At 54.0% G+C, this 20,414-nt stretch carries 14 protein-coding genes; 9 read left to right on the top strand and 5 right to left on the bottom strand.

Translation table 11 applies throughout. The features are described from left to right. Window positions 1-11 precede the first annotated feature (11 nt). The 3 genes from MKZ35_RS23625 to MKZ35_RS23615 form a co-directional block, all read right to left on the bottom strand. A complete protein-coding gene (locus MKZ35_RS23625) occupies window positions 12-1,025 on the bottom strand; it encodes an IS701 family transposase (RefSeq protein ID WP_482512353.1) in 1,014 nt (337 codons plus the stop codon). A 67-nt stretch (window positions 1,026-1,092) separates the two neighbouring features. Further along, window positions 1,093-1,587 (bottom strand): gluconokinase, encoded by a 495-nt coding sequence (locus tag MKZ35_RS23620; protein WP_482515665.1) that lies wholly within the window; start codon window positions 1,585-1,587, stop codon window positions 1,093-1,095. Window positions 1,588-1,729: 142 nt separating this feature from the next. Further along, window positions 1,730-2,794: an IS701 family transposase gene (locus MKZ35_RS23615; RefSeq protein ID WP_482511431.1), complete on the bottom strand. Its 1,065-nt coding sequence runs from the start codon at window positions 2,792-2,794 to the stop codon at window positions 1,730-1,732. A gap of 275 nt (window positions 2,795-3,069) precedes the next feature. Between MKZ35_RS23615 and MKZ35_RS23610 the strand changes: the two genes are divergently transcribed. The 3 genes from MKZ35_RS23610 to MKZ35_RS23600 all read left to right on the top strand — a co-directional run bounded on the left by MKZ35_RS23610 (window position 3,070) and on the right by MKZ35_RS23600 (window position 9,911). After that, entirely contained in the window at window positions 3,070-3,387 is a 318-nt protein-coding gene (locus tag MKZ35_RS23610) for a hypothetical protein (protein ID WP_482515664.1), read from the top strand. Window positions 3,388-3,810: 423 nt separating this feature from the next. Next, window positions 3,811-6,303 (top strand): translocation and assembly module lipoprotein TamL, encoded by a 2,493-nt coding sequence (gene tamL / locus MKZ35_RS23605; RefSeq protein WP_482515663.1) that lies wholly within the window; start codon window positions 3,811-3,813, stop codon window positions 6,301-6,303. 335 nt (window positions 6,304-6,638) lie between these two features. Then, window positions 6,639-9,911, top strand: a complete 3,273-nt coding sequence (locus MKZ35_RS23600) for a T9SS type A sorting domain-containing protein (protein WP_482515662.1) — start codon at window positions 6,639-6,641, stop codon at window positions 9,909-9,911. Between the two features lie 94 nt (window positions 9,912-10,005). On the opposite strand, the gene MKZ35_RS23595 is transcribed toward MKZ35_RS23600, so the two are convergent. Further along, window positions 10,006-11,064, bottom strand: coding sequence for an alpha-ketoacid dehydrogenase subunit beta (locus tag MKZ35_RS23595; protein WP_482515661.1), 1,059 nt, complete (start codon window positions 11,062-11,064; stop codon window positions 10,006-10,008). Continuing rightward, a complete protein-coding gene (locus MKZ35_RS23590) occupies window positions 11,061-12,152 on the bottom strand; it encodes a thiamine pyrophosphate-dependent dehydrogenase E1 component subunit alpha (protein WP_482515660.1) in 1,092 nt (363 codons plus the stop codon). The genes MKZ35_RS23595 and MKZ35_RS23590 overlap by 4 nt, the downstream gene beginning before the upstream one ends. A gap of 878 nt (window positions 12,153-13,030) precedes the next feature. Here MKZ35_RS23590 and MKZ35_RS23585 point away from each other — a divergent pair. The 6 genes from MKZ35_RS23585 (at window position 13,031) to cas3 (ending at window position 20,408) form a co-directional block, all read left to right on the top strand. Continuing rightward, window positions 13,031-13,903 (top strand): helix-turn-helix transcriptional regulator, encoded by an 873-nt coding sequence (locus MKZ35_RS23585; protein ID WP_482515659.1) that lies wholly within the window; start codon window positions 13,031-13,033, stop codon window positions 13,901-13,903. A 67-nt stretch (window positions 13,904-13,970) separates the two neighbouring features. Continuing rightward, window positions 13,971-14,294 (top strand): hypothetical protein, encoded by a 324-nt coding sequence (locus MKZ35_RS23580; protein WP_482515658.1) that lies wholly within the window; start codon window positions 13,971-13,973, stop codon window positions 14,292-14,294. 34 nt (window positions 14,295-14,328) lie between these two features. Then, complete coding sequence (gene cas8b, locus MKZ35_RS23575) at window positions 14,329-16,218, top strand: type I-B CRISPR-associated protein Cas8b/Csh1 (protein WP_482515657.1); 1,890 nt, start codon at window positions 14,329-14,331, stop codon at window positions 16,216-16,218. A 3-nt stretch (window positions 16,219-16,221) separates the two neighbouring features. Further along, entirely contained in the window at window positions 16,222-17,205 is a 984-nt protein-coding gene (locus tag MKZ35_RS23570) for a type I CRISPR-associated protein Cas7 (RefSeq protein WP_482515656.1), read from the top strand. 79 nt (window positions 17,206-17,284) lie between these two features. Further along, window positions 17,285-17,929: a Cas5 family CRISPR-associated protein gene (locus MKZ35_RS23565; RefSeq protein ID WP_482515655.1), complete on the top strand. Its 645-nt coding sequence runs from the start codon at window positions 17,285-17,287 to the stop codon at window positions 17,927-17,929. Continuing rightward, a complete protein-coding gene (gene cas3 / locus MKZ35_RS23560; protein WP_482515654.1) occupies window positions 17,904-20,408 on the top strand; it encodes a CRISPR-associated helicase Cas3' in 2,505 nt (834 codons plus the stop codon). Before MKZ35_RS23565 ends, cas3 begins: the two co-directional genes overlap by 26 nt. Window positions 20,409-20,414 lie beyond the last annotated feature (6 nt).

Here is a 20,414-nt window from a genome sequence, read left to right as displayed (position 1 = left end):
TTGATTAGGACTTACGCACTGGTTGGCAGAAGGGCGGGAATAAGCGGCTTTTGCAGGAGTTGGCGTAGGTAGGGTGCCCATTGCCGCTGGTGGGCTTGATAGACCGTCTGAGCCGTCTGGCGCGCAAATTGGCGCAGCGACACCCACGCCAGGTAACAGCAGGTGAGGTGGTTGCGCTGGGCCTGGGCCTTGCGGCACTGGCATTTCTCGGAACCCGTGAGTTGCTTGAAGCTGCGGTGAAACTCCTCCACCTGCCAGCGCACCTGCACCGCGTCAATGACCATTTCCCGCGTCAAATGCGCGGCCAAGTGATTGGTGACCACCCACTCACTGCTGCCGTCTGTGGCAACCAGCTTGAATAAGCGCACCGCAAACGGCACTTCCTGTAGTCGCACCTGGGCCCCCGCACTCCAGCCCTGGGCAGGCGGTTCGAGCGTGTCCAGGGCCTGATAGCCCGTCTCTTTGCTGACACTCACCAAGCGGTTGCTTTTCAGGGTGGTGAAAAAGGTCCAGCCGGCGCGGTGAATCAGTTTCAGATTGGCACTGCCCGCATACCAGCAGTCGAAGAGCAGGGTGCGGGCCTGAATGATTCCTTCGGCCACGACCTGGCGGAACATGGCCTGGAAATGGTCGTTTTTAGTTAACTGGTCCTGCTCGGGGGCATAGATGCGGAAGTCGAGGGGCAGAAAATCGCCCGTCTCCCCGCTGCTATGCACCAGGTTGACCAGCCCGATGCCCGTGACCATGCTGTGCGCGTTGCCCGAGTACTGGCGCTTGGCGACCTCAATGAAGCGGCTGTAGCGCTTGTCCTGTACGCTGTCATCGACCAGCAAAAAGGCCTCGGGCGAATCGGTCAGCAGCGGCAGGACCAGGGCGCGCAACTGCGCGGCAGAAAAGGTGCTATCGCGCAAAAACCGGTTCACCTGGTCGTGGCTGACCTCGGGCAAATGGGCCGCCAAATGCGTCCCCGTGTAGTTACGGGGCGTACTGAGTAGAAAATTGATATACTTGGCTTGCGTCAACATAAGTACGGGCGTTTAGCTCAAGATACAAGGTGCTGCGTAAGTCCTATTTAAAAGGAGTGTACAAACCTCAGGCAATTCCTTCTTTCAAATGCTCCAGGGTTTGGCGAACCAACTCTTCGGGCGATGCCTCAATAGAAAGGTGCAGCCCGTAAGCAGGTGATTCATAGTCAGCTAGTTGCGAGTTGAGCAATTGTTCTTTCATATAGTGGCCTGAGCGCGCCTGCAGCCGGGCGACCAGCAGCTGTTTATCCCCTTCGAGCACTACCCAGGTGAGAGGCTTGGCTACAGCCGCTCGCAGTACGGCGCGATATTTCTCTTTTAACGCCGAGCAAGCCAACACCGCTCCCTCCGTGGCTTCCCAGGCGCTGAGGCCCGCAGCCAAGGCAGCCAGCCAGTCGTGCCGGTCCTTATCGGTCAGCGGCGTGCCCTGGCGCATTTTCTCCACGTTGGCCGCCGAGTGAAAGTCGTCGGCGTCATGGAAAGGCAGGCTCAGGGCGCGGGCCAGCTGGCGGCCTACGGTGGTTTTGCCGCTGCCCGAAACGCCCATGACAATACAAATCATACTAGTGGTAAGAAAGACCGAGAAAATTCGGCCGTGGAGTTGCTGAGTTTCGGGCTTAAATCACCCTTTAGTCGATACTCCTATTCGGGAACAAGCCGACAGTCAGAACAATGAGGCTTCGGCACAAATTAGGTAACTGATGTTACGCACGGAGTAGGCCAAGTTGGTGGTACATGGCTTTGAGGCCCACGGCGTAGAGCTGGGCTTTGAGGCGAAAATGGCCCATCCCACACTTGAGTTTGAGTATCTCGAGCTTGGTGTAGGCCAGCACGGCCGCGAAGAAATGATTGGCCTGCGTGGTCAGGGTTTTGGTGGGCGATTTGCCCATGGAGGCATTCTGTTTGAGCGATTTATGATATTCTTCCACTTTCCACCGTCTCTGGTAAATCGCAGTCAACTGGGCCTGGTTCAAGTCGGTGTCGCTGCTGACCAGATATAACACGCCCTGGCTGCCGTCTTGGTTTGTCAAGACGTGCCTGCTCACCAGCACCGCCTCTTGGACGGCCCGCAAATAGACCCGCAGGGGCTGCGTATCGGGAAACACCAGCGTTTGCACGGCCTGAAACTGGCCTTGCGCCCGTGCCGCTTCGCTCAGGGCCACGGTGCGGGAGGATTCGAGGGCAAAGACGAAATGGTGGCCCAGGGCTCGCACCAAGCTCATGTTCTCGGCCGAGGCATACCAAGTATCGGCCAGCAGGTAGCGGTAAGCCACTTGTTGCTGGGCCACGCGCAGCATCTGCTGCAGGTACTCGTTCTTGGTAAAGGCACTTTGATAGCTGGTTTGCTGGGTCTTGGCATGGTAGACCGGGACCGTTTTGCGCACCAGCTCGACGGCCAGCGGCAGGGCCAACTCGCCGGCCTGGTAGAGCAGGCTGACGAAATTCAAGCCCTTCACGTAGCGCTGCTGGCTGTGGTCCCAGTGGGTGCAAATCAGCTCGTTGGCAGCGGTATGGGCCTTTTCCAGAATCGAATCGTCGACGATAAGCACCGCAAATTCCTCGGCTCCACGCTGGGCTTCGGCCTGGCGAATCAGCGGCTTGGCCGCTCGCCAAATAGCGGCCGAGCCCCACGCGGTGCTGCTCAGCCAGCGCGTGATCTGGTCGTGGCTCAAGGCCCCGTCTACCAGGCGCGACAAGCCCGTGGCCGTTGTCGGACCCGTCGAACTCAACAAATAATCCGTGTACAAGTCCAGCGTGCAAGTCGTCATAAGCGTAGTAAACGGGCAGAAGCCGACTCTGACTGCGTAACAGCAGTTAGGTAATATCCGCAGAGCCCGCACTTCTTCCAAAGATTGAATCTGACCTGCCGAAAACCCACTTCGTAGCCATTTCAGAAATCTGATATATCCGCAGCAAGGCAATACCTGCGCCGCCCACACTACTGGAGGCCGCACGGGCGCCGCGCGTTACCTCAACGGTAGCAACTTTCTGCCACAGCCCGAAGTAAGTCTTTCGTAGCATTCACCGAAGTTTTCAGAAGCAGATGAGCAGCAAACCCATCGGCCCCGCAGCCCACGGCGCCATTGATTACGGCTTTGTCACGATGCAGGCCCTCGCGCCGCGCCTGTTTAACTTACAAGGCCCGGCCAGGATATGGTGCTACGTCTTTGCTGGCAGCCAGGGCCTGCTTAATGCCTTCACCGACCAGCCGTTAGCCCTGAAGCGCTTGGTGCCATTTCGCGTACATGGGCAATTGGAAACTCCGTTTGTCCCCGCGCTCTTGCTGTTGCCCTGGGCGACCGGGGACCTGAAACAGCGTAATGCCCGGCGCTATTTTGTCTCTTTTTTGCCGTGGCACTAGCCAACTACCTGCTGACCGATTATAATGCCTACGAGCAGCCGGCAGTCGTATCGGCAAAAAAGCCCGATTAGCATTCTGAACTGCGCCTATCAGCGAGAAGACTAGTGGGGTAGTTAGTAAAGGGCGCTTTTATTCACAAAAGCCTTTAGCAGAGCAGATCCTATTCCGCTCGTTAAAGGCCGGACAACGGTAAGCTGACTGGCCTTCAACGAGCGGAATAGGTTAAATTAGTCCAGTCTACTTTACCTGCTTGCTGCTCAGTAACCTCATCTTATCAGGTTGAGCTTACCGATTTCGACGTATTCCGGCAAAAAGGTGGAATTTAGCAGCGCCGGCGCGCTTTTGTTTTCCTCACCGAAGAAGATACAGGGCTGGGGTCGATACTTTTCAGGTGCCATGCGCACACGTACTTCGCTACCGCTTTTGAGACCATATTCACTGTTAGTAGGCCCATTGGGGGGCTTTTTTGGGGTAAAATTTTACGCTGGCTGGCTGGCAGTCCTGCTTCTTGGGCTGCTGGGCAGCTGCACGCCCACGCGCCTGCTGCCGCCCGGCCGCAACCTGCTGCGCACCATTAAGCTGACGGGCGTAGAGCAGGCCGACGCTGCCAGCCTGGAGGCCCTATATCAGCAGCAGCCCAACTCCCGCTTTCCGCTGCCCAAGCTGGCCATTTATCAGCTAGGCAGCACCTTCTACAACCGCGAAAAAGTACAGAAGCGCCTCGAAGATGAGCGCCTTGAGTACCGCAAGCGCATTCAGGCCGCCCGCCCCGACTCGGTGAAGGTGGGCAAGCTGCTCGTAAAGCGCGACCAGCACCTGCGCCGCCACCAGCTGGCCCTCGACAAAGGCAACGCCATCATGCGCCTGGGCGAAGCGCCCGTGCTTTATGACTCCGCTCTAACTCAGCAGACGGTGGAGCAGCTCAGCGTTTATCTGAAGTCGCAGGGCTTTTTTCGCAGCCGCGTCACGGCCACCGATACCGTACGCAAGCGCATGGTAACCGTAACATATCACGTCACCGAGAATACGCCCTTCACCTATGCTCAGCTCGAATACGCCATTCCCGATTCGGGCGTGGCGCGCGTGGTGCGAGCCAACCAGAAAGCGTCGCTGCTGCAAGTAGGCCAGCGCTACAATGAAGCCTTGATCGGGCAGGAAAGGGCCCGCCTGGAAACCCTGCTCAAAAACGCCGGCTACTATGATTTTCGCCAGCAGTACATTACCCTGGAGGCCGATACCAGCTTTACCCCCGCCACGGTGCGGCTGCGCACGCTCATTGCCAATCCGGCCCCGGGCGCCGAGCACCGCGTCTACTCTATTCGGCACGTAAATTTTCTGACCGACGCGGGAGCAATACGCTTTGGGGTGAAGCGCGACACCATCGTGCGCGACTCCGTGTACTATCTGGCTTTTCGCCACCGCTTCAGCACCCGCGTGCTCGACCGCAAGCTGACGGTACGCCCCGAGCAGCGCTACAGTCTGACCAATACCCAACTTACTCAGCGCCAACTGGCTGAGCTTGATGTATTTCGCTTCAACAACATCAACTACGTTAAGGTAGAGCCCGCCATTGGCACCGATACCACCTACCAGCTCGACGCGGTAGTGAATGCCTCGCCCCACAAACGCTTCCAGGCGCTGAACGAGGTTGGCGCCACCTACGTGGCCGAGCAGGTGGGGCCTTTCGTAAACGCCCGAATAAAAGTCCGGAATGTGTTTGGTGGGGCCGAGGTGCTGGAGTTTGGTGTGCGGGCAGGTTTTGAAGGCCAATACAACCGCGTAACCGGCTCCAATATTCCCCAAACTGTACTGACCACCCAGCTGGGGGGCAATATTAACCTGGTTATTCCGCAGTTTATTCTGCCCTGGCAATCGGGGCGGATTCTGTCGCGCTACAATCCCCGCACCCGGCTCAATCTTACCTACACCTACGTGCAGCGCCCCGAGTACACGCGCACCAACCTGGAAGGCACTTTCGACTACATCTGGCAGCGTTCCTTATACCATCAGTGGGTGCTCACCCCCATCGACGTAAGCATTATCAACGCCACACGTATCAGTCCGGCATTTCGGGCCCGCCTCAACCGGTTAGCCGAAGATGGCTCCCCGTTGTTTCGCAGTTTCACGCAGTTGTACGTGCCCAGTATCAATGCCACGTCGCTCTTTAATTCCAACGACTTTAACCAGACGCGCGACGCCCGCTTTCTGCGCCTGTTCGCGGAGGTTGGCGGCCTGACGCGCACGCTGTACCAGGATCGTATCAGCTTGAATGTGTATGACTTCGCCAAGTTTACCGCCGACTACCGCCGCTACCATAAGCTGGGGGGCAAAACCTTCTTCGTGTACCGCTTCAACGGCGGCATCGCCCGCGCCCTTACGCGCACTGATATAGAGGACTCAGACGGCAACGTTACTGGCAGCGCGCTGATTATTCCCTACGACAAGTATTTATTTGCCGGGGGCAGCTCCAGCGTCCGGGCCTGGAAGCCCCGCCGCCTAGGCCCCGGCGCCTATACCACCACCAGCATTGAGGACGACGGCCAGGTGGTGCGCGACTATAATCTGGAGCAGCCCGGCGAACTGCTGCTGGAGGCCAACGTGGAGTATCGTTTCCCGGTGTATAGCTTCATTAATGGGGCCGTTTTTACGGATGCCGGCAATGTCTGGACGTTGCAAAGCGACCCGCGGCCGGGTGCTCAATTCAAGCCCGCTCAGTTTTGGAAACAGTTTGCCGTGGGCTCCGGCGTGGGCATCCGTTTCGACTTTACCTTCCTGATTCTGCGCCTCGACATAGCCACTAAAGTATACGACCCCACTGCACCCGATGGGGAAAAATGGGCTATCCGCAATTTCAAATTCCTGGGTAAAAGCGAGGACCAGACCGCTTTCAACCTGGGCATCGGCTATCCCTTCTAGGATTTAACCAAGTCGAATTTATTAAAGCTTTTATTATTTAAGTTATAAAAAAGCGCAACAAGGCGCTTGAATGCGTTTAGGCTTTTACCAATATTTAGCGCGTAAAATGCCTATATAGCCGCTTTATGGCTATAATTTTGCTATTCGAGAGCTCACACAACTAGCTGTGAGACGTAGATATATTTCTACTTTGGAAGCATCCAAATCTCGCTTCTACTCTTCCTGTTAATTGTGTTTCTCCTGCCTGGGTCTGGGTGTGGGGCAGCGCAGGCTCCCTCACCCGGGCCGCGCTGGGTAGGCTCTGGTCTGTTTCTCCTCTCGCCTGATTCTATTGTATGAGAACACTCTTACGCGCTGTTATAGTATCAGTATTAGCACTTGCTCCTTCCCTGCTGCTGGCCGAAGGCTCTCGTCAGCTCACACCAAACCGGGCCGTCAACCCTGCTACCAATCTGCCCTATTCCCTCACCGACCCGCGAAACGACCGGGCCGGGTTTCTGACTCACGATGTCAACGCCGCTACTGGGGGGCTAAATTTGTCTTTGGGCTTTTTGAAGCCGCTGGCCTGGGGCAGCAGCGATGTTCCGTTTCTGGAAGATTATCGCCTTCACATTCGCCTTAAGGCGGGCGAAACCCTCAACTACGGGGTACACCGCGTGGCCGGGGGTGGAGGCGGCACGCACGCCAATCTGCTGCTTACTCTCCGCTACGGAGCCGGCGCGGGTACTATAGTTAGCCAAAACAAGCTGCTGCGTGACCCGGCCACCCCTAGTCAGGCGGGCTTGCTGACCGATCAGGCGGGCGTAATTGCTACTACCGCTCAGCACGAAGTCGGCCCTTCCGTAACTGCCGGCGACGGCGGCTATCAGCCCCTGACTTACACGAATACCACCGGTGCCACCCGCGATTTTTACGTGGAGTTCACCCAGGAAGGCGAGTTTATCAACAAAGGCACCCAACCAGGCTTCAATGACTTAGGCGCCCGTAACCCCAACTTTATGAGCGCCGTGCGCTCGGAATACGACTTCTGGGACTTCACCGTGCGTGACGCCGCTGGGCAGGAAAAGCCGGGCCGCCTGTTCAGCAAGCTATGGTCGTTCACTACCACCACATCGGGCGGCACGGGCTATGAAAACCGGCTTTCGGCCAACTTCGCTCTTTTCCCTTTGATAGAAAGCCCTCAGCACCGGGGCCAGTACTACGTGAAGCAGATCGAGCTGGCTGGGATGCGGCCGCTCGTGTTTTACTTTATTTCGAATGCTAATGGCTCCAAGGCCAGCGCGGCTACCGGCTCTACTTTCGCTGAGCGGCGCCGCAGCCAAGCCGGCAATACGGGCTACCCCGAATACCCGAACTTCGTTAGTAACCCTGACAAAGAACTGTGGCCCAGCGCGCCGGCGCCGCGCTTTGCTACTTCTCAGCGTGGTTTCTGCGAAGGCGGTCTTGGCAAAGTAGCCTTTACCACCGTTTCCGATGAGACGGGCACCGTCGCTATTCTTATTGACTTGAATAGCAACGGCGTACAGGACGGCGACGATGTGCTGCTGGAGCAAACGGTGGTGCCGGGAGCTAATACGCTGGTGTGGAATGGCCTGGACCGCGCGGGCAAGGTGGTGGCGGCTGGCTTGCCCATCAAGCTTTCTTTCACGAGTCAGGGAGCGCCCGTAAACTTCCCCGTGTATGATGTAGAAGGCAACTCCAGCGGGCTGCGAGTGCAAAACATCCGGCCGTCGGTGGGAGGCAATACCTACTACGACCGCCTCTACTGGGATGACTCGCGCCTCACGGCGGCCAAACCGCAGTTCTTCCCCGAAACCCGTCCCGCCCCCGACATGGCCAGCGTGCGCACCGATGGTGTTATTTCCAGCACTACCGCCTACCAGGGAGTGCACCGCTGGGGCAACGACAGCAACGAAGCGGGCAACGATTACACGATAAACACCTGGACCTACGGCTTTATTTCAGCCCCCAGCGAAACGATTTATACCTACGCCTACAGCTGTGATTTTGACCAGGATGGCGTAGATGATCTGGCCGATATTGACGACGACAACGACGGCCTTCCCGATCTAACCGAGAGCTTTGGTATCGACCCCGATGTACTGGTGAATGGCACGCCGCGCTATCTGGCTGGCTCCTTCGTAGTGCCCGGCGTGGGAGGCTTTCGCGATGTGAATGGTGATGGTATCAATGACCTTTTTGATCTGGATCTGGATGGCACTCCTAACCATCAGGATGCGGACTCTGACGGCGACGGTATCACGGATGCACTGGAAGCTAATAACTACGCCCAGCCAGCCCAGTATCAGTTGGGCTCTGGCCGCATTGGCGGAGCCGTGGACGCGCATGGAATGCCTGTAGCTGCCCAACTCAGCGCGGGTAGCCGCCAGACTATTTTTGCCAATGCCGACTCCGACAACGACGGCATCCGAAACATGTTCGATCTGGACTCCGACAACGATGGTATTCTGGACAACCGCGAAGCGCAAACCACGGCCGCCTTCCGTGCTCCTTTGGGCCTGGACTTCGACCACGACGGTTTGGATAATGCCTACGATTCAGCCCCCGGCACTGATCCGGCTACGGGGCTGGCAGCCGTGCCTGGATCAGAATTAAGCGCCGCTACGCTTGCCAATACTGACCTCGACAACGTAGCCGACATGCTCGATTCAAACTCTGATGATGATGCTTTGGCTGATTGGCAGGAAGGTTTTGATGATAACAGGAATAGCAGCAGCGTTGATGACCTGGTAGCTCGCGCGGCTAAGTTTGCTGTCGCCAACCCAGGCAAAGCGGCGTATTATGCCGCCGCTGGCAACGTTCCGGCCTGGCTGGAAGATGCAGATGGTGATGGGATTCCAAACTTCCTCGATCCGGGCAACGCGCATTACCACGACGATAATGCCAACGGCTTAATTGACCTTTTCGACGCCGCATATGGTGGAACGCCCTCGACGGCTCCCCGCCGCGACGCGACCCAAACGGATGCCGATTTCCGCTTCGTACCCCAGCCCGTAAAGGTGCTGGCGCCAGAAAAAGGCCCATTGCCGGTAGCGCCGCTGCCCGTGGTCCTCATCGAGTTTCAGGCCCACGCCGCCGGGCGCGATGCGCTCCTTTCCTGGGCCACGGCTCAGGAGCAAACCAATGCTCGCTTTGACATTGAGCGCTCCCTCGATGGGCAGGAATTTGCAGTGATCGGCCAGCGCTTAGGTAGCGGCTCTACTAATCAACGCCAAGCCTATGATTTCCGTGACAAGGGTATCGGTGCCACCTCAGGCACGGTGTATTATCGTCTGCGCCAGGTAGATACGGATGACAAAGTAACACTGAGCGAGGTAAAGCCCGTCACGTTTATCATCCAACCCGCTGCATTGCTGACACTCTACCCCAACCCCGCTACCGATTACGCTACCCTTGATCTGTCGGGACTGCCACAGGTAAGTTATACCATCGAGATTCACGGGGTCGACGGACGGATGCTCACCCGCTTCGAGGCGGCTGGTGGCGCTCCTTTGCGCTTAGCAACAACTACTTATCCTATGGGCACTTATATGATTCGGGTTACGGCCAGCAATTTCCATCAACTATTGAAGCTGGTTAAGAATTAGCCTTCGGCAACCAGTAAAAAAGCCCCCCAGACAACATCTGGGGGGCTTTTTTCATGTTATACTCCTTGATAAATCTGATTTATCAAGCGTACACTTAGTACTCTAGTAGATCCTGTAACGCCGCGGCTACTTTAGCGGGGCTAGGCAACATCTGCCGCTCTAGGTCCACGTTCAATGCAATGGCGGGCAAATTAGCGGCACCTAACGTAAAGACCGGCGCATCAAGTTGCTGAAAGCAAGCGCGCTGAATGCGACCTGCCAACGACTCGGCGAAGGAATTCATAAGCGGTTCCTCGGTGAGTACCAGCACTTTGCTGTGGCGCAATACGGCGGCCTCCACGGCTTCGAAATCCAAGGGGTTCAGAGTACGCAGGTCCAGCACCTCCACCTGACCAGGAAACTGCCGGCTGGCCGTTTTGGCCCAATGCACGCCCATGCCGTAGGTAACGACCACGCAGGTATTGCCCCGGCGCAGCTGCTCGGGGTCGGCGGTCTGGGCAATGGCGGCCTTGCCCAAGGGCAGCACGTAGCCAGCCGCGGGCTCGATGGTTTTGGCCTCTTCCGTGCCGGGTACTTTGCTCCAATACAGACCCTTGTGCTCCAGCAGCACCACCGGATTGGGGTCGAGGAAGGCAGCGCGCAGTAAGCCCTTCATATCGGCGGCATTGCTGGGATATACCACCTTAATGCCCCGAATAGTAAGCAAAGTGCTTTCGATGGAGCCCGAATGATAAGGTCCGCCCCCGCCGTACGCGCCAACGGGCACCCGAATAAGCGCCTGCACCGGAAACTGCCCATTCGACAGGTAGCACGACTTCGACAGCTCTTCCACCAGCTGGTTAAGGGCCGGCCAGATGTAATCCGCAAACTGAATCTCGACAATGGCCTTCGCACCCACGGCGCTCATGCCGGCCGTGCTGCCTACAATGTAGGCCTCCTGAATCGGCGTATTGAACACGCGCGCATCGCCGTACTTCTTGGCCAGCAGGGCGGCTTCGCGAAAAACGCCCCCCAGCTCGCCGCCCACGTCCTGCCCGTAGAATAGCGCCTCGGGAAATTCGCGCAGAATGTCATCAACGGCGTGCAAAGCGGCATCCACCATCAGCACTTTGTCGGTGCCGGCGGGTGCGCGCTCCCCGGCTTCCTCGGTCACGGCCGGGGGGCAAATTCGTGGTCGGCGAAGGTAGCGGGGTCGGGCGAGGGCGCGAGGAGGGCGCGCTCGTAGTCGGCGCGCACGAGGGCGGCGGCTTCGGTGGCCGCTTGCTCCAGCTCTCGTTTAGTGAAGCTGCGCAGCAGCAGCAGCTGGTGCAGGCGGGGCATTGGGTCCTGCGGGGTGTGCTGGGCGAGGTTGTCGCCGCGGTACCACTCGCGGCGCACGCCGCTGGTGTGGTGGCCCAGCAGTGGGCACTTGGCGTGCACCAACACCGGACCACGGGTGTGCCGCACGTAAGCAAACGCCTCACTCATAACGGAATACGAAGCTGAAAAGTCGGCACCATCCACGCGCAGGCGGTGCAGACCTTTAAAGCCCGCCGCGAATTCGTAGGCGTCCATGGCCCGCATCTCCCGCCCGGTAGCCGAAATTCCCCAATCGTTATCCTGCACCAGATAAATAATAGGCAACTGATGCAAAACAGCCATTTGCAGCGCTTCCGACACTTCTCCCTCTGTCATGGCCCCATCCCCGATGGAGCACAATACAACCGGCGCAGAGCCAGTAGTTAACGAGGAATAATCGGTAGACGAACCTTGCGCCCTTTGGCTTTCTAAATACTTGATTCCGTGAGCCATACCCGTGGCCGGAATGGCTTGCATACCAGTGGCGGAGCTTTGGTGAGGAATGGTAGGAAAGCCCGCGCGGCGCAGAGATGGATGACAATAATACGTCCGTCCCCCGCTGAACGGGTCATCCCGCTTGGCCATCAGCTGCAGCATGAGCTCGTAGGGCGTAATACCCATCCCCAGCAGCATGGCATCGTCGCGGTAGTAAGGCGCGGCGTAGTCGGTGGGCAGCAGGTGGAAGGCGGCAGCGAGCTGAATGGCCTCGTGGCCCCGCGCCGTGGCGTGCACGTATTTGGCCGTTACGGCCTTATTTTCTTCGTAAAGACGCGCCATTTCGTCGGCCGTGCGCATGAGGCGGTAGGCGCGCAACAGCGTTTCGCGGGTAGGATTGGGGGCGGCAACAGTAGGTGCGTGGGGGGCAAATTCGGTGTCGGGCGCGGGGGCGGTCGAGTGCAGCATGAACGGCGGAAAAGTGGGAAGGCGAAATTACGGCATAGGGGGCAGAGTTGGCGCGGCAAATTGCGAAGATCCACGCGAGGCCAACGTACGCGGAAATCGTATTCCAGCCGCTTTCTCACCCGGCTTTAGGCAGGTGAGATGGTGTAGGTTAGGTGCCTGGAAGCAGGAGGTATATTTCTTGAATCAGGAGCGCAACATGAACGCAAAAAGCACCGGGTCCACGCCCGCTAAACGGCGTAAGCACGGTAATGCCTTCCAAATTGAAGCCCTGCGCTTGGCGGCGTAGCAGTCGGATACCAGCTACCACTGGCAGTAGGCACAGCTCATCACCGAAGCAGACAGTGCTGAGGTGGACCGCGGTTGCGGCAGGTGCGCGCCTGACTCAAGCGGGCGGACCAGAAGCTCAATATGTTAAAGCAGCTACGCAGCGGCAATTGCACACCAGCATTTATCGCCTCTGGGGGGCAATTTCAAGCTCCTGAAGCTGCCTTTGCTTCCTACGATAACTGCTTAAATTCCCTCTTCACTTAATTCCAGTTGTGTAACCCTATATTAATACAGGGCTTACACAACTGGGGTGGAGAAACGGCTTTTCTCGCCGCTGGGGGGCAATTTTACGTCCCTGAAGCGACGCTTGCTTCTTTAGTAACTGCTGGATTACCCGAGTACTCCATTTAAACCGCGTAAGTCCTATAATAGAAGCCTCTCCCATCTTTGGCCGAATCAGTCGAGGCTGCTCTGGTATGTAGCGGCTATAGTTCCGTCACTTTGCCAGCCAAGGGAAAGATTTGCGCGCCGACTACCTCAAAGCGTAGTCATTCAATTAGCTTTAAGCTCCCTTATACCCGTGTATGATAGAGCAGGCTAAGTTATTGCGTGTGTTTACGCTAATCCGCTTATTGAAACAAGGCCGACACACGCTGGAGCAGCTGGCCCAGTTGCAGGATTGCCACCCGCGCACTATCCGGCGCTACCTGAGTTTGCTGGAGGAAGTAGGCTATTCTATCGACGAGGACCCACAGGGACGCCGGTATCTATATCTGTTTGAAGCGGAACCGGAGGCTCCCTCCTACTTCTCGGCCGAAGAAACGCTCGTATTACAGCAAGCGCTGACGGGGCTGGACGAGCATAATCCCCTGCGGGAAAGCCTGCGCCGTAAGCTCTACCACACGTCGGAACTGGTGCCGCTGGCCGATGAGCTGCTGGATATGCACCAGGCGCGGGTGGTGCAGCGGCTGGCCAAGGCGCTGCGGCGGCGGTGCCGGGTGCGGCTGCTGCGCTACCAGTCGTCGCACTCGGGCACGGTGCGCGACCGGGAGGTGGAGCCGCTGGGCTTCACCGACAACTACGCGCAGCTGAACGCCGTGGACGTGGCCACCGGCCAGACCCGCACCTACAAGACAAGACGGATACAAGACGTGGAGCTGCTGGAAACGGCCTGCTCCCACGCGGCCACCGAGGAGCAGCTGGACGTGTTCGGGTTGTCGGGGCCAACGCCGGAACTGGTGGAGCTGCGCCTGACGGCGCGGGCCTACCGCCTGCTGGTGGAGGAACATCCGGCGGCGCGCTCCTTCGTGCTGCCCGTAGCCGGCGCGGGCCCGACGGATCTGCGCTACGCATTCCGGGGCGAAGTGCGCAGCTATTTAGGATTGGGCAGATTTGTTCTCGGCCTACCTACTGAAGTGCGGGTGGTGGAGCCGGCGGCTTTTCGGGAGTTCTTGCGGGAGAAGGTGGAGCAGGCGCGGTGGTGAGTAGCAAGCTGGACACAACCTGTCACAGCACCCAGCATATATTTGTTTCAACCTCTATACGATACCAATGCTTCAGACACTAGTTAAATTAGGCCAGCAAGGAAGCCAGAACCGGGGCGCGTGGGATGACCTGCTCAAGTTTCCGGCGGTGGAAGCTGCTACCAAGAAAGGCGACCCGATTACCAACTACTGCCTGCCGGTACAGTTTGACCTGGATGCGGGCACGGTGAGCGTGGGCGACCTGCGGGAGTACCACGAAGGCAGCTCGCGCGAGTGGTTTAATTTGACAGTGGGCGGCAGTAACAATCCCTCCGTGTACGTGTGCGTGGATGGCCGAAAAAATATAGGGCAATTCACCAAAACGTTTTTTGGTAAAATGTGGTGCCGTTGAAAGATGAACTAATAGTTGAAAACGAAACAAGGGTATGATCAAATCTTTTTACGAAGCAGGAAAAGTGCTGTCGCAGCTAAATGAATATAAAGACTACTTCCGGCCGTGGACAAATCCATTTCCTAAGCCACGAGGAGAAATAAAAGTAATCGTTGCTGAAATTGATGCAGGAATCTTGAAGCTTGATCTCAAAATTGAAGACTTTAAGACGGCGTTGGTTGATAAGTATTTATTTCGAGAAGCAAAGGCTAATAGCACCAACTTGGTCCCTACCTTCTATTTACAGGCACAAGCTGATGCGAACCAACAAGCCGAAAGTATTCGGAAGATGGTAAAAAAGGTTCGGCAGTCGGTCACCAATTACAAGCACACATTTATAAATGCTGCCCAAATAGACGCAATTGAGCAGATGTTACAAGCGTATTCGTTCTCCCCGCAGGTTAGTTACCTGTTCACCATGAAGGTTGACGGTAAATACTTTGGTGATATACAAACTAACCGTGACTTGTTCATTTCGGACGCTTACCAGAAGTATAGTTCTGGTTCATCTGCAACAAATAAGGTGTGCGCTGTCACTTATGAGCTGAGCGATGAAGTGTGGGGACGTGTTGATACGCTAGGATTTGCTGTTACTGACGTTGCTTTCGCCCGCAACGGATTCGACACAGCCGAATCCTATAAGATGTTTCCCGTTTCGCCCGACGTGGTTAGGACGTTGGAGGGGGCCAAACGGCTGATTCTGGAAAGACTGTCGCGTAGTTTCTATGGCATGAAATACTTCGTGATGCCCCGCTTTTTGCAGAAGACATCCGACGAAAACGCGGAAATGCTCTGGGACGAGTTTTTGCAAAAATCCAGTACAAATAACAACACCTTACAGACGCAGTTTCAGCCACTAATTCAGAATGAGCGCATCATTGGTGCTATTCTGGACAGCGAAAACCTGAGTCGGAATACCGTTTATTACGACATCTTTTTCTATCAGCCAAACAATGCGCAGTTTATGATTAAGCTGCACGTGTCGGACGTTCTGCCCTCGCGCTTTCGGCGCATCATGCAGGCCAAGCAAGCAGTTGACCAATATTATAACGCCATTGTCGATCAAATACCTACATACGAGAAAGGAAAGTTTGAACCTTTTACGGTCACGTTCGCGGGTATCAAAGATTATTTTGCTAAAAAGGTACGTACTGACTGGGTTTTTCACCCCTACTTCTTTCGCATCGTGGAAGCTGTTTTCTACGGTCAGCCACTCGACCGGGAGCAGCTATTGCGGGCGTTCATGAATACGCTTAAAGCATCGTTTAAAAACAGCGGCGAACAACCGTATCAGTTCAGCCGCGACGTGCGGCACACGTTCGTCCTGATGCAATTTTTCTATCAACTCAACCTTCTTTCCTTTTCCAATATGGAACCAGCCAGCCCTGAGCCCGTCGGGCTAACGCTCGCGGAATTCGAGCAACAACACCCTGACTTATTTAAGCATCCGCTGCGCCGGGCTGCTTTTTATCTTGGTTGTCAGGTAGAGATGCTACTGGCTAAGCAGCAGCATTTTTATAAAAGTCAGCCCTTTCGACAACACCTCAATGGCTTGAATCTAGACGTTCAACAACTTCGCAAAATTCACCTGAAGCTAGCTGATAAGATTGCCCAGTATGCCGATACCGGAGCTAACGACAAACGGCGATTTTATTCAAATGAATTGGCCAAGATAGGTGAAATGAACACGCATATTACCCCCACCATTTCCTTGGCGAATGATCCTTTAGCGGCAGCCTTTGAAACACTAATGCTTTCAAAAGATGACATCTCTTATGCTTTTGCTACGGGCATGGCCATGCAAAAGGCATTCACGCTTGAAAAAATTCGCCAGAACAAACTGATAAAAGACAATTTAATCATCAACCACATTCAACCAGAATAACAAATGGCTACTATTCAAAATCGCAGTGAGATTCTGTTTCTGTATGATGTCAAACGTTGCAACCCCAATGGTGATCCATTAGATGCTAATCGCCCGCGAATTGATGAAGAAACAGGACATTGCTTAGTAACTGATGTGCGGCTAAAGCGCACCATCCGTGACTACCTGCTCGAAAATGGCTACAACGGCGACGAAAGCAGTAGAGGTGATATTTTTATTCGGGAGGTTGGTGGAAAGCCCGTTACCGGAACCGAGCGCGCCAAGTCTTATGCCAACCGCGACGAGTACCTGTCGAAATTTATTGATGTGCGGTTGTTTGGTGGGGTTTCGGCCCCCAAAGCGGATTCTAAAGCAACGGGTTCTAAGAAAGGAAAAGGTAAGGATGCGGAACCATCTCTTTTCAGCGGAGACGCGGACGTAGAAAGCACCGATACGGAAGAACCCATCGATGCAAAAAAGACCTTCCACTTTACCGGCCCGGTGCAGTTTGGCATGGGACGTTCGCTAAATCGGGTTCGGGAGAACTTTATCAAAGGCACCGGCGCGTTCACGACGAAAGAAGAATCGATTCAGAAGACTTTTCGTGAAGAGTATAATATTACGTACGGGTTGATTGCCTTCCACGGAGTCATCAACGAACAGGCAGCAAAGTACGTCCGCACAACTCAGGAAGACGTTAGTATGCTCATGGAGGGTATCTGGGACGGCACCAAAAGCCTGCTGACCCGCTCCAAAAAAGGGCACATGCCTCGGCTGTTGGTTAAGATTGATTATAAAAATGGTTTTTTTATAGGTGACTTGGCCGAACGGCTCAAATTAACCCCAGTTTCAGGCAAACGAGAGGAAGTCTATGAAGACATTGAAGATTTTATCATTGACACATCAAAACTGGTGGCTGCATTAACCAAGTACGCTGACAGGATCGAGCGCATCACCGTTATTGAGGACGACCGCATTGGTTTGTCTGAGCCTATTCCGACGAAATAGCAATGAGCCGACCCATATTGATTTTCGACATCTGGGGTGACTACGCGCATTTCAAAAAATATATGCTACTACATCTGCGGTGTCTTATGCCATCCCGCCCAAAACGTCTTTATATGGCTACATAGGTGCTATTCTGGGATTGCCTAAAGCAGATAATACTTACTTAGCCTCCTTTGCCAACAAACAATGTAAGTTGGGTATTTCGGTGCAGAACCCAATTATCATGAAGCGGCTCGGCTCCAACCTGCGGCCCAATCTGAACCGAACTGCTAACAACCCTAAGCCGACGTTGATAGAATACGTTTACAAGCCAAAATATCGGCTGTACGTATCACATGATGACACCACTTTCCACGGTGAACTCCGGGCAGCTCTGAAAGAACACCGAAGCGTATTCACGCCTTCACTAGGACTGGCAAGTTTGGTATCTAATTTCGCCTATGTAGGTGAGGTGGAAGCTGGGGCTGTGCAACCGACAGAAGCCGTACCAATTCATTCGGTGATTCCGCGCAAGTATCTGATTGCATTAGACACATTGGCTCTTCAAAGCGGTCAATATGAATTAATTGAGCAGAGTTTGTACGCTGTGGAAATAAATATGGAGCGTGAGGTTACGGAACGTGACGACATTCTGTTTAACCGCAAAGGAAAGTCCGGCAGTCCTATTCCGGCCTTAGTCACCGAATACTACGCAATCAATGATGCCAACATCATCCTCTTTTGACTTGCTTTCGCACCCAGACCGCACCCTCGCGCGTCATTTGCGAGGGTGCGACCAAGTATCGAAACTGGCACTGCAATTCAAGCATACCACCGATGCTTTTTATCCGAAAGCATTGCTAGAAGAGATGCGCCGATTGCTGGTGTTCTTTCATGATTTCGGTAAGGGCACAGATTTTTTCCAATACCTTATCATTGAAGCAGTTCGTCGGGAAGGTACAGCAGCTTTTCAAAACGAACATCGGGCATATTTAGATTTCTTTGCTGCAAACAAATCGGTTTCGATCGGTAATCAATTGCATCGAAACGACCGACTTAGTAATCATGCTAAGTTGGGTGCATACATTGTATTAACAATGTTCGAGCACGACGACCCCTTGCTATCGGCTATTCTACTTAAAATTATCCGTCGTCATCATGGCTACCTAACTAATTTTTCGGAGACAGCAAGTAGCAAGCCGCAAATTGCTTTAGATACTGAGTGGGAAATCCCCGAGTTAGAGGAGCAGTTGTCTCACTTCAATACTGAGGCATATCAGAAGCTACTTGCGGACAATGGCTTGCCAGTTAACTTAGCTAAATGGCCAATTATTCTAGCTAGATACACACACGCGCTGTTGGTGCCGAAATTAAAAAAGCACTTAGAAAAAGCTGACGACCTACGCTATTTCTTCCTGCAACATTTCTTGTTTTCGTTGTTGCTGGCCGCTGATAAAGGAGACATGATGATTGAGCTTACAGCCGATAAACACGAATTTATTAAGCCAAATCGCTTGTTACCTGATTTATTGGTCGATACCTACAAAACTCATCTGTTTGCAGGTAAGGCTCCGCGCCCCATCGACTTACTGCGAGAGGAAGCATACCAAACAGTTGTCCGAAACGTAAGCGCGTCCGGAGACCGGTCATTTTTTTCGTTGACCATGCCCACAGGCTTGGGTAAAACGTTTGCCGCTTATCGTGCCGCCATACAACTGCAACGGCGAATGCATAGACTGACCGGACAGACGCCCCGTATCATCTACTGCCTGCCCTTTACGTCGATCATTGACCAGAACGCCGAGGTTCTCGACGAGATGTTTGCACATTATAAGACGATTGGCGGTGCTGAATTGGATGAAAGCTGGCTGGCTACACACCATTATCTGTCAACTCCTAAAAATTGCTACGACAAACAAAAGTTAGTAAAAGACGAAGGAGAATACCTGACTGCTGGTTGGGAGCAGGAAGTTATTGTTACAACGTTTGTGCAACTACTCGAGAGCATCTTTACCAACCAAAACCGGGCTTTACGGAAATTTCATAATCTCACTAATGCCGTGCTGATTCTGGATGAAGTACAGTGTATTCCGCCCAAATACTTTGAAGTGGTAGAAGAAGTATTTCAGAAACTGGCTTTGTACTTTGGCACCAAGTTCATGTTTGTGACAGCTACACAACCATTTCTCTTCGCTAATCCGAATGACGTATTGGAATTAACTGATCCAACCTTTGAGAAGACAAAGTATTATTTCGAGCAGTTAAATAGGATTCGGTTAGACCAGTCCTTATTGCAGGAAACAGATTATCAACCCCGTGAACTAGCTGATTGGGTGTCGATTATACAGCAGGATATTGAGCAGAATAGCGAAAAATCCTTTCTAATCATTTGTAACACTATCGCTCATTCGCAAGAGATTTTTCAAAAATTGAGAAGCGAACTTTCCCTACTATCTTCATCTTTTGTCTACCTGTCGAGTTCCTTACTTCCTAAAATTCGACGGGAGAAGATCACACTCATCAAACAAAATATTGAGCAAAGAATCCGGCAGATCGTAATTTCAACGCAAGTAGTGGAGGCGGGCGTGGATATTGATTTGGATATAGTGTACCGTGACTTTGCACCTGTTGACAGCCTAAACCAATCAGCAGGACGTTGCAATCGAAATGGCATTCGTGGACAAGGAATAGTAAAATTATTTCATACCGGAAAAGACCGGTTTATCTATGATGCCACGTTACGTGACCTTACCAAACAAGTGCTGAAAAAGTACCCGGCTGTAATTGAAGAAAAGGATTTATATGAGCTAAATCGGGATTATGCAACTGCGGTCCGACAAGCTGTATCCAAACAAGCTGATGATTCACAAGCGCTTATCAAAGCTATGAAACGACTCGACCTAGAGTGGGTTAACAATAATTTTAAATTAATAGAAGAAGATAATAGATCCCATAACGTATTCATCGCTTATAACGAAGAGGCAAGTGTCATTTGGCAGCAGTACAGAAACTGCATGAAAATGGAAGGATTTGACCGCAAACGGGCCGTCAAAAAACTAACTCCTGCTTTATTACTATACGTTACGCGCTTTCCTAAGAAACATTATGCACCACCAGCCAATAAAGCTGAGAGCTTTATTATCAACGAGCCGGATTGGCAGCAGTACTATGAGTTAGAGACCGGCTTCAAATTGCCTCAACGGAGTGTTGTTGGCTGTCTTTAACCTATA

The sequence above is a fragment of the Hymenobacter sp. R533113 genome (genome assembly GCF_056835965.1).
Note: the sequence above shows the minus strand (reverse complement) of the source record. Positions and strands in the feature narration are given on the sequence as shown.